The 11,802-nt window shown below is 35.5% G+C and carries 9 protein-coding genes and 1 pseudogene; 4 read left to right on the forward strand and 6 right to left on the reverse strand.

The window, feature by feature from the left end:
• A pseudogene (locus tag CD172_RS06155) lies at positions 1 to 254 on the reverse strand (HAD family hydrolase); the annotation flags it as partial.
• Between the two features lie 120 nt (positions 255 to 374).
• Positions 375 to 992: a lysophospholipid acyltransferase family protein gene (locus CD172_RS06160; protein WP_103345790.1), complete on the reverse strand. Its 618-nt coding sequence runs from the start codon at positions 990 to 992 to the stop codon at positions 375 to 377.
• 155 nt (positions 993 to 1,147) lie between these two features.
• Between CD172_RS06160 and CD172_RS06165 the strand changes: the two genes are divergently transcribed.
• Positions 1,148 to 2,374, forward strand: coding sequence for a S1C family serine protease (locus tag CD172_RS06165; protein ID WP_103345791.1), 1,227 nt, complete (start codon positions 1,148 to 1,150; stop codon positions 2,372 to 2,374).
• A gap of 47 nt (positions 2,375 to 2,421) precedes the next feature.
• Here CD172_RS06165 and tyrS read toward each other — a convergent pair whose 3' ends face one another.
• Positions 2,422 to 3,684, reverse strand: coding sequence for a tyrosine--tRNA ligase (gene tyrS / locus CD172_RS06170; protein ID WP_060551256.1), 1,263 nt, complete (start codon positions 3,682 to 3,684; stop codon positions 2,422 to 2,424).
• A 344-nt stretch (positions 3,685 to 4,028) separates the two neighbouring features.
• On the opposite strand from tyrS, the gene CD172_RS06175 reads away from it, so the two are divergent.
• Complete coding sequence (locus CD172_RS06175; protein ID WP_086375141.1) at positions 4,029 to 4,910, forward strand: transglycosylase domain-containing protein; 882 nt, start codon at positions 4,029 to 4,031, stop codon at positions 4,908 to 4,910.
• Positions 4,911 to 5,062: 152 nt separating this feature from the next.
• On the opposite strand, the gene CD172_RS06180 is transcribed toward CD172_RS06175, so the two are convergent.
• Positions 5,063 to 6,730, reverse strand: a complete 1,668-nt coding sequence (locus CD172_RS06180; RefSeq protein WP_103345792.1) for a formate--tetrahydrofolate ligase — start codon at positions 6,728 to 6,730, stop codon at positions 5,063 to 5,065.
• A gap of 216 nt (positions 6,731 to 6,946) precedes the next feature.
• Positions 6,947 to 8,656 carry an acetate--CoA ligase gene (gene acsA / locus CD172_RS06185; protein WP_103345793.1) on the reverse strand — a complete coding sequence of 570 codons (1,710 nt, stop codon included), beginning with the start codon at positions 8,654 to 8,656 and terminating at the stop codon, positions 6,947 to 6,949.
• Between the two features lie 154 nt (positions 8,657 to 8,810).
• Between acsA and CD172_RS06190 the strand changes: the two genes are divergently transcribed.
• Together CD172_RS06190 and CD172_RS06195 are read left to right on the forward strand one after the other, a co-directional pair.
• Entirely contained in the window at positions 8,811 to 9,443 is a 633-nt protein-coding gene (locus CD172_RS06190) for a GNAT family N-acetyltransferase (RefSeq protein WP_060551260.1), read from the forward strand.
• Positions 9,444 to 9,457: 14 nt separating this feature from the next.
• The gene (locus CD172_RS06195) at positions 9,458 to 10,615 is read left to right on the forward strand and encodes an acetoin utilization protein AcuC (RefSeq protein ID WP_060551261.1); all 1,158 of its coding nucleotides are present in this window, start codon (positions 9,458 to 9,460) and stop codon (positions 10,613 to 10,615) included.
• A gap of 95 nt (positions 10,616 to 10,710) precedes the next feature.
• On the opposite strand, the gene ccpA is transcribed toward CD172_RS06195, so the two are convergent.
• Positions 10,711 to 11,703 (reverse strand): catabolite control protein A, encoded by a 993-nt coding sequence (ccpA, locus tag CD172_RS06200; protein ID WP_103345794.1) that lies wholly within the window; start codon positions 11,701 to 11,703, stop codon positions 10,711 to 10,713.
• Between the last annotated feature and the right edge of the window lie 99 nt (positions 11,704 to 11,802).

The raw sequence follows: 11,802 nt of genomic DNA on the forward strand, positions 1-11,802 counted from the left end.
ACTATAAATAACATATCCCAATTAGAGTTTACACCAAGAGATTTTAATTGATTGAGTATGAGATCCCCTTCAAAAATTTCTTTTCGTATTGCTTGAATTTGTGAATCTTTTATTTGAGATAAATCAATTTTATGATTTAAGTTTAAATATGCTTTGTCGAATAATAATTCATACACTGCTAACGCTGAGACGTCAAAACATCTTCCCTCATCTAAAAATACACCATCCACATCAAATAAAATAACTTTATCCATTCAGCAACCTCCATAAACAGAATTTTCAGATAAAGTAACTATAACATAAAAAGAGAGCAAGTTAATTATAAATACCGTAAAACATGGTAATTTTTATAATAACACTGCTCTTCATAACCATTATTTAGCGTTGACGTAGTCATTTAATTCTTTTTGTAATGTACGCGTACGCTCAGTCAAAAGTGTTGTAATATAATCCACTTTTTCTTGACGCTTTAAATCTTTAGGAATCGCCGTCGTATCGATAGGTTCACCAAATTTAATATAGGCCTTTTTCGTGAACATGTGTAAAATTTTAGTTGGACCGACGTATGCGGCAGGTATAATAGGAGCTTTACCCAGCATCGCAATCGTTGCTGCTCCACGCTTTAAAGGTACTTCAACAGAAGTACGGTGACCTGAAGGGAAAATCCCTACTGTTTTGTTCGCATTTAATAGTTTCACCGGAGTCTTTAACGTGCTTGGACCAGGATTGTCTCTATTTACTGGAAAGGCATTTAAAGCTGTGAAAAAGCGATTCATTAATTTTGTTTTAAATAATTCTTGTTTTGCCATATAGTGAATTTCATTTGGAAATAACGCTAAGCCTAATAAAACGATTTCATTATAACTCTCATGATTACACGTCACAACATAACGGTTAGTATTCGGTTTATGGTCTAAACCAACGACCTCTAAATTGTTTAGTCGTTTCACAATAATGTAATCTAATGCCTTAGCGATAACTTTATATAACATTTAAACACCTACTTCTCTTCGTTCTATAACCCTTTAAATTCTATCATTTAGTTGTCATTTCAACAACCTCATTTCAAAATAAGACCTTAGTTGGAGTACTCTTGACTGGTCAAATAGCGCGTAACATAGCATAATAGTGATAAAGGAGGTATTTTATGAGAGAAGAAGATAATTTTAATCCCTCACAACAATCGAATCAACACCACACCCCTCAACCACCTTATCGAGATAAACCAAAGTTTCCATGGTTTAAAACGATACTGATTGCACTTGCAGCAGGTTTAATTGGTGGTCTGCTCGCATTTGGAATGGTCCAACTGTTTTCATCAGTAACATCTCAATTTTCGTCGAACTCAGGTTCACATGTAAATGAAAGCGATAAAGGTTCTGGCGGTAGTAATTTAGATGGTAAAAGCGAAAAGTATAAATCAGTTAATCAAATGATTAATGACAAGGCCCCTTCTATAGTGGGTGTCATTAATGTCCAAAAAGCGCAAAATCTAGACGATTTGATTCAAGGTAAATCACCTAAATCTAAACCTTCTGGTATCGGTTCTGGCGTGATTTATCAAAAAGATGGTAAAAACGCCTACATCGTGACAAATAACCATGTGATTGAAGGCGCATCATCAATTAAAATTCAATTACATAATTCACATCAAGTTGATGCAGAATTAGTCGGTACAGATCCTTTAACAGACTTAGCCGTGTTGAAAATTAAAGATCGAGATGACATTAAAACAATGTCATTTGCAGACTCTAGTAAAGTCAAAACCGGAGATAGTGTGTTTGCGATGGGTAATCCATTAGGCTTAGAGTTTGCAAACACTGTAACGTCAGGTATTATTTCCGCAAAAGAACGCACCATTACGACGGATACATCAGCCGGTGGTAATAAAGTGAACGTTATCCAAACAGATGCTGCTATTAACCCTGGTAACTCTGGAGGCGCATTAGTGGATTTAAACGGTAACCTTGTAGGTATTAATACTTTAAAAATTGCAGCACCTCAAGTAGAGGGTATTGGCTTTGCGATTCCAAGCAACGAGGTTAAACTTGTGATTGAACAACTTGTAAACCATGGTGAAGTGAAACGCCCTTCAATTGGTATTGAAATGATTAATGTAGCTGATATTCCCGATAGTTATAAGCGCCGCTTAGAGACAAATTCAGGTGTCTACGTTGCTAATGTCCCACGTCAAGGTATTGATTTAAAACGTGGCGATATCATCACTGCACTTGATGGACATAAAGTTGAGAGCGATTCAGATTTACGTGGTTATCTTTACAAAGATAAAAAACCAGGTGACGATGTTACATTTACTGTAAATCGTGATGGTAAATCTATAAAAGTTAAAGTCACTCTTGATTCAGCAAATTAATTTAAAAAAGTCCCTTAACAGAATGCAATCTGAAAAGGGACTTTTTATTATGCATAATTAACCATAAAATATTTCTTTTTGCCTCGTCGAATAATCGTGAAACTGTCATCATATTTATCATCATCAGAAAGTGTATATTGTAAATCTTGTTGACGTTCACCATTGATATAGATTGCACCATTAGTCACATCTTCACGGGCTTGACGTTTAGAAGATGAAATCTTTGCTTCTACAAGTGCGTCTACAATATTTGTTGTTGCTTTTGAAATCGTCACTTGTGGCACATCTTTAAAGCCTGCTTTAATTTCATTAGCCGTCAGAGCTTTTAAGTCACCGCTAAATAAAGCTTTAGAAATACGTTCTGCTTCAGCTAATGCTTCTTCTCCATGAATAAATCGTGTTACTGCTTCGGCAAGTGCTTTTTGAGCTTTACGTAAATGTGGTTCCTTTTCAACGGATTGCGCTAACGCTTCAATATCATCTTGTGATAAGAATGTAAAATATTTCAAGAACTTAATAACATCCTCATCGCTCGTATTAATCCAAAATTGATAGAATTCATAAGGGCTCGTTTTATCTTTGTCTAACCAAACAGCCCCTGACTCAGATTTACCAAATTTTTTCCCATCTGATTTCGTTACCAATGGAATTGTTAAGCCATAAACATCTGTTGTACCATACATACGGCGCATTAACTCAATGCCACTTGTTATATTCCCCCACTGATCTGAACCACCAATTTGAATTTTACAATCGTAAGTTCTATTTAAATGCCCAAAATCAATGGCTTGTAAAATCGTGTACGTAAATTCAGTATAAGAGATCCCATTTGATAAACGAGATTGAATAGAATCTTTCGCAAGCATATAGTTCACACCCACATGCTTACCAAAATCACGTAAAAACTCAATTAAAGAAATTTGACTTAACCAATCTCTATTGTTCACTAAAATAGGTCCATTTTCTGTTTCAAAATCAAACAATTGTGTCATTTGATTTTGAATACCTTTTACATTTTGTTCAACTTGTTCTTCCGTTTGTAAGACACGTTCTTCAGATTTCCCTGAAGGGTCACCTATCATTCCTGTGCCACCACCAATTAATACAATAGGTCTATGACCATGCTCTTGAAAGCGACGTAAAGTCAGATAAGGTAGTAAATGACCAATATGCAAACTGTCAGCTGTTGGGTCAGCACCACAATATAATTTGACTTGTTCTTTATTCAGTAAATTCTCAATACCTTCCTCATCTGTTTGTTGATAAATCAAACCACGCCATTGTAATTCTTCTAATAATTGATTTGCCATTACAAAACCTCCTTAAAAAATAAAAAAACACCACTTACGATTACGTAAGGGCGCTTCTGCACGTTACCACCATACTTGGATACTCTTACAATGTTACGTACATTGCTAAAACGTTAAAGCATATCTATAGGTGTATTCACTTAAAGTTATTTATCAGTTTCCACCTACCACTGACTCTCTAGAAAATAAACTTAAAGCTACTTGTCCTAAGCTTCAATACTTATTTATAATGATTCATATTATAAAATGTGTCTATTGAAAAGTCAATGTTAATGATGATAATAAAAAATACCAATAAATAAAACTATGCTATACTATATGTGAAAAAAGGAGGCCATAAAAAGGTGACACAAGTATCAAAAATCGCACAATTTTTAAAGCACTATGATAACTATTTTAAATACATCAAGCGCCTCTTTATACTGTCTATTGTTTGTTCTATTTGGTTACTCATATTATCTATAGGGCTAGCATTAGGTTACTTTGCGAGTATTGTTTCTAAAACAGATGATATTAATGATGATGCTCTCGTTCAAGCTGTTACCAACTTACCTGAATTGCCTGAAGTACAATCAAGTGATGTCGATTTAATAGCACTTTACAATGAACAAACACCGATACTGATTGCCGGTCCCGCTGAAGTTTCACCATATGTAACGAAAGCAATTGTGTCTAGTGAAGATGCACAATTTTATACACATCATGGTATTTTACCTAAAGCCATTTTTAGAGCAATGTATCAAGATATTTTCAACCGCGACCACCCTACTGGAGGTAGCACGATTACGCAACAATTAGTTAAGAATCAATTGCTTTCTAACCAAAAGACCTACGATCGTAAAGCAAAAGAAATCATGTACGCGATGCGTTTAGAAAATATAATGACGAAAGACGAGATTATATATACGTATATTAACCGTGTATCTTTTGGACGTAACCAACACGGGCAGCACATTACAGGGATTACGGCCGCTTCTTATGGTATTTTCGGGAAGCCACCTAAATTATTAAACTTACCAGAAGCTGCATACCTTGCCGGACTGGTTCAAAGCCCTTATTTCTATACCCCGTATACAAAAGAAGGTCATCTTAAATCACATGAAGCCATTCAACCATCAATACATCGTCAAAGATATGTGTTAAAACGTATGTATATTGAAAATATGATTACAGAACAACAATATAAACAAGCATTAGATTACCCGATTCAAGAAAAATTTATATAATGCTGTATCATCGTTTATAAAACTTCCTATTTTACCTATACTTAAATAACTTGGTTATTCTAAAAATTAACACCTTCAAAGCACATGCGTTCGCATGTACGATGAAGGTGTTTTTTTAATTTCAGCATAATAGTAATGCTGAGATTCGATTTTTAGAATAATCCAATAGCATGACCATCTGGTGTTACATCCATATTTAACGCTGCAGGTTTTTTAGGAAGACCTGGCATCGTCATAATCGCACCAGTTAATGCCACGATGAATCCTGCGCCTGTTTTCGCTTCTAGTTCACGAATCGTGATTTCAAAGTTTTCAGGTGCACCAAGTTGCGTAGCGTCGTCACTAAATGAATATTGCGTTTTAGCCATACATACAGGATAGTTGTCCCAACCATTTTCTTTAAATTGTTTTAACTGTTTTTGCGCTTTACTAGAGAATGTTACTTTCGAACCACCGTAAATATCTTTTACAATTTTTTCGATTTTTTGCTCTAGAGGTAATTCTAAGTCGTAAAGACGTTTAAAATTATTAGGTTGTTCAATCACTTCTAACACTTTTTGTGCTAAGTCAATTCCGCCTTCTCCGCCTTTCTCCCAAACTTCAGTTAATGAGAGACGTACATTATTTTGTTCAGCCCACTCTTGAACAAATTGTGTTTCTGCTTCAGTGTCGTGAATAAATGCATTTAACGCAATTACAGGTTCAACACCGAATTTACGGATATTATTGACATGACGTTCTAAGTTTTTAATACCAGATTTTAGGGCCTCAACATTTTCTTCTTTAAGGTTATCTTTTGCCACACCACCATGCATTTTTAATGCACGTACAGTAGCAACTAATACGACTGCACTAGGTTCAAATCCAGCTTTACGTGATTTAATATCAATAAATTTTTCAGCGCCTAAATCAGAACCAAATCCAGCTTCTGTAACAACGACGTCAGCTAAATCACGTGCAGTTTCAGTTGCAATAATAGAGTTACAACCATGAGCAATATTTGCAAACGGTCCACCGTGTACTAATGCTGGTGTCCCTTCAATGGTTTGTACTAAGTTTGGTTTAATCGCATCTTTTAAAATCATCGCTAAAGCACCTTCAACTTTAAGGTCTTTAACAGTAACTGGTTTACGGTCACGTGTATAACCAATCGTAATATTCGCGATATTTTGTTTTAAGTCTGTAATACCTGTACTTAAACATAAAATTGCCATAATTTCTGAGGCAACCGTAATATTAAAACCATCTTCACGAGGTACACCTTGTGTTGGTCCACCAAGACCTACGACAACATTACGTAAAGCACGATCATTCATATCAAGGACACGTTTCCATTCGATACGACGTTGATCAATACCTAATTCATTACCTTGATGGATATGATTGTCAATAAATGCAGAAAGTGCATTATTCGCAGTCGTAATTGCATGGAAGTCCCCATTAAAGTGAAGGTTAATATCCTCCATAGGTAAAACTTGAGCACGACCTCCCCCAGTAGCGCCACCTTTAATACCAAAAATAGGACCTAACGCTGGTTCACGTAATGCAACCATTACATTTTGATTAATTTTATTAAACGCATCTGCTAATCCTACTGTTACTGTTGATTTACCTTCACCAGCTGGTGTTGGACTCATAGCTGTAACAAGGACAACTTTACCTTTTTCACCTTTAGTGTTGATTTTAGAAATATCAATTTTAGCTTTATAGTGACCATATTGCTCTAAAGCATCTTCTGAAATACCTGCTTTATTGGCAATTTCACTAATAAATTTTAATGTTGCTTGATTCGCAATTTCTAAATCTGATAAATGACTCACAATATTCAGCCCCTTAAATGATTTTCATAAACTTTCACGCGTATGTAAACGCATACAAACAGTTATAAAAAAAACTATTTCCACGTTTAATAATAACGAACTCTGACGTTGTTGTCGAATAAAAGCGGTTGACCCGTGCAGATGAAGATCAAAAATAAAACATGGTGCGACAAATACGCCCACACCATGTTTTAATTAATATATTTGTTAACTTGATTAGTCTTCCATCGTACTTAAATCTCCTGTTGGTAGATCCAATTCCCAGGCTTTAAGTACACGTCTCATAATTTTACCAGATCGTGTTTTCGGAAGTTTATCTTTAAATTCAATTTCTCGTGGTGCAGCATGTGCAGCAAGTCCTTCTTTAACAAATTTACGAATGTCTTCTTTCAAATCATCAGAAGGTTCATAGCCCTGTCGTAAAGCCACAAACGCTTTTATAATTTCTCCTCTAACGGGATCAGGTTTGCCAATCACACCTGCTTCTGCAACAGCTTCATGTTCTACTAATTTTGATTCAACTTCAAAAGGCCCTACACGTTCTCCGGCTGTCATAATAACGTCATCTACGCGTCCTTGGAACCAAAAATACCCGTCTTCATCTTGATAAGCGGAATCTCCAGAAACATACCAATCGCCGATAAAATAGGATTGATATTTTTCAGGATTTTTCCAAATTTTATACATCATCGATGGCCAACCTTTTTTAATTGCTAAATTACCCATACGATTTGGTGGTAATTCGCGGCCTTCGTTATCGATAATTGCGGCCTGTATACCTGGTAACGGTTTACCCATAGAACCTAATTTGATATCCATACTAGGGTAATTCACAATCATGTGCCCGCCAGTTTCAGTCATCCACCATGTATCTAATACACGTTTACCGTATACCTTTTTCGCCCATTTGATTACCTCAGGGTTGAGCGGTTCTCCGACAGATAAAATAGTGCGTACAGAAGATAAATCATACTTTTCTACTAAATCATCACCTGCACTCATTAACATGCGTAAGGCAGTGGGTGCAGTATACCAAATCGTCACTTTAAATTGCTCTAACATACTATACCACGCTTCTGGTGAAAAACGACCTCCAGCAATACAGTTTGTTGCCCCATTAAGCCACGGCGCAAAAATACCATAGGATGTACCAGTCACCCATCCCGGATCAGCAGTACACCAGTAAACATCATCTTCTTGTAGGTCTAATACGTATTTGCCAGATATGTAATGCACGAACATCGCATTTTGGACATGTACTACACCTTTAGGTTGACCTGTAGAACCAGATGTATAGTGCAATATCAATCCATCCTCTTTATCTAACCATTCAATATCAAAAGCTGTACTTGCCTCTTTAAGCGATGTATTAAAGTCGACATATTGCTCATCAACTTCATCGTCTACAATAATAATTGTTTCTAGATGCGGTAAATCATCTTTAGGTATACGTGGTAGTAGACTATTCGTTGTTATGATGACTTTTGCATCGCTATTATCCAAACGGTCTTTCACAGCTTTTTCCATAAAAGCTTCAAATAATGGCCCAACAATTGCACCAATTTTTAAAATTCCTAAAAATGCAAAATAGAGTTCAGGTGTACGTGGCATAAATATGAACACACGATCACCTTTTTGGACATTCGCTTTATCTTTTAGTACATTAGCTGCTTGATTTGATTTTTTTTGCAAATCTTCAAATGTATACTGTTCAGTACGAGAATCATCTTTATAATTCAAGGCAATTTTATCGCCTTTTCCTTCATCAACGTGGCGATCAATACATTCATATGCCATATTTATTTTTCCAGTATCATACCAAGAAAATGCTTTTTCAACATCTTCCCATTTAAAATTTTTATAAGTACTCTCATAATCCTTTAAATTGAAGTTTCCTTCTTCCCCTTTATAAACTTCGACTTTCATGTGGATTACCCCCTTGTTTGAAATCGCTTTCAATGCAATTATAGCGCATGAATTCAATGTTTTCAAAAAATTATACTTATTCTGAATAATGCGTGAAAAATGGGAATGAATTGGCTATACTATGAGTAATATAAGAAATTGAAAGGAGTCGCTCATGGAACATATTAAAACATATGAAAAAGAAACTGTCGTCGTCAACGATAAAACGATTATCATTGAGGGACCCGTTGAAAAGCAACAATTAGAACAAATGACATTTGATGAGGGCCTCAATGCTTTTCGAATACCAATTGAACAATTTGAAGCGATTCAGGATATTAGTACGCTAGATGAAGGAAGAATTTATATTATTCGAGATCAAATGCACATCGTGGGCTATGTGACTTATCTATATCCCGATCCAATGGAACGATGGTCTACAGGTAATTTGCCCTATTTACTTGAACTTGGTGCAATTGAAATCAGTTTACCCTATCGAAATTTCGGTCTAGGTCGTGAACTTTTAAAAGTAAGCACAAGAAGTAAAGAGCTAGAAAATTATATTATTATTACGACTGAATATTACTGGCATTGGGACCTTAAAAATTCTGGTTTAGACGTTTTTGAATATAAAAAATTAATGCAACGAATGATGTCCAATGGAGGTTTAGAGGTTTTTGCAACAGATGATCCTGAAATTACGAGTCATCCTGCCAATTGTTTAATGGCGCGAATAGGCAAAAATATTACAGTTGAACAAATGCGCGCATTTGATGATATTCGCTATATGAATCGGTTCTTTTTTTAATGGGGGTATGTGAGATGGGAGATCAACAAACACAACGAACGGGCTATGTTTATGCTGATACACTTTTACAGTATCGCTTTCATAATAAACATCCTTTTAATCAAATGCGACTCAAATTAACGACAGAATTATTACTATCTACTGGCCTTTTGCAGCCAACGCAAATCATAAAACCTCGAATCGCAACAGAAGATGAAATCGCGACGGTACATAAATATGACTACATTCAGGCAATAAAACGTGGTGAACGTAATTTACTTAACCCTGATGAAAAATCAAAATATGGTTTAGATGATGAAGATACACATGTTTTTCCTAGAATTCATAAAAGTGCGGCCAACATCGTTGGTGGTGGTCTAAATTTAATTGATGCAATTATGGACGGTCAGTTTGATAATGGCTGTCATTTAGGTGGTGGCTTGCATCATGCGCTAGAAGGACGTGCCAATGGCTTTTGTGTGTATAACGATGCTGCTATTTATATTCATCATCTCATTCATAACTATGGTCAACGTGTATTATATGTAGATACTGATGCGCATCATGGTGACGGTGTACAATGGCGATTTTATACTTCTAATGACGTGATGAATTACTCTATTCATGAGACTGGTAAATTTTTATTTCCAGGATCTGGTCATTACACAGAACGTGGCGATGATCAAGGTTTTGGCTATACAGTGAATGTCCCTCTTGAGCCTTATACAGAACATGAAAGTTTTATGACCGTATTTAAAGATACGCTAGAAGCTGTTGCAACAACATTTAACCCTGATTTTGTCATTAGCGTTAATGGGTCCGATATTCACTATTTAGATCCACTGACTCACATGCATTGTGATTTGAATACACTTTATGAAATCCCTTATTTTGTAAATGAAATCGCTAAAAAATATGCTAATGGAAAAATTGTCATGCTTGGTGGAGGGGGTTACAACATATGGCGTGTTGTTCCTCGGGCTTGGAGTCATGTCTATTTAAGTTTAATTGATCATCCCCCACTAGAAGGACGTTTACCTGAAGCATGGCTTTCTAAATGGAAACATTATAGTCCTGTACCTATTCCTGAAAATTGGGAAGAATCATTTCCTGACTACACGTCTATTCCTAGAATTGCAGAAATTACTCAAAAAAATTTGAGTGTCGCAACAAAAATTAAAAATTGGTTTTAATTAATTTTTAAATGCAATAAAACCCTTGTATCCCAATGTTTGACTAAAATACAGTTATCTGTAATTTAACTTCGGGCGAATACAAGGGTTATTGTTTATACTTTTGTTGTGCCACGATATCTTACTTTATGCGGTAAGATAACATTGGGTTCTTCAATTTCTTCGTTGTTCATATATTTTGTAAGAAGACGCATACCTACTGCCCCTATATCATAAAGCGGCTGAATGACACTTGACAGTTGTGGTCTAACCATTTCAACAAGACGTGTGTTATTAAAACTAATGACTTGAAGATCTTCTGGAACACGAATGCCTTGATCCATTGCACCATGTACTATACCTATAGCTTGTTCATCACTGATAGATAGAACAGCGTCTGGTTGGTATGTGCTTAATTTCTCAAACGCACGTAAGCCATCTTTATATGTCTCGTTTCCTACGTACATTAAATGGTCATCTACCTCTAAATCGTGTTTAGATAATTGTGCTTTTAATCCTTTTAACGCATCGTCTTGAGCTTTTTTAGAATAACCGCCACCTACAAATGCAAACTTCTTAGCACCAGATTGAATCAAATGTTCTGTAATTTCTTGACTCGCTTTCTCAAAATCAATATTTACAGAAGCAATGCCGTCATCTTTACCATTAGTTTCTGAAACAACTACAGGAATAGAAGCTTTAGCGATGTGTTCTTTAATTTCAGTAGTTAATGTGCCACCTAAAAAGATGATACCGTCTACTTGTTTACTTAATAAGTTGTTAAAAATCTCTTTTTCTTTTTCAGGATCATCATCTGAATTTGAAATAATTGTGTGATATTTATACATTGTGGCGATATCTTCTAACCCTCTAGCAAGTTGGGAATAGTAAATATTTGAAATATCGGGAATTATCACACCAACTGTTGTTGTTTTTTTGCTTGCAAGGCCTCTCGCTACAGCATTTGGACGATAATTTAAACGTTTAATTACTTCATTAACTCTTTCTCTCGTCTCAGGTTTTACATTTTGATTTCCGTTCACCACACGAGAAACCGTTGCCATTGATACACGTGCCTCACGTGCCACATCATAAATGGTTACCGTCATTATTTTTACCTCCTTGGAAACGCTTACTCTATTATTATATTCCGTTTTCATCACATTTTCAAAGTTTACCATATTATTAAAGGATAAGAAATATAAAAT

The organism is Staphylococcus agnetis, from assembly GCF_002901865.1.
In the GTDB taxonomy this organism is placed as follows: domain Bacteria; phylum Bacillota; class Bacilli; order Staphylococcales; family Staphylococcaceae; genus Staphylococcus; species Staphylococcus agnetis.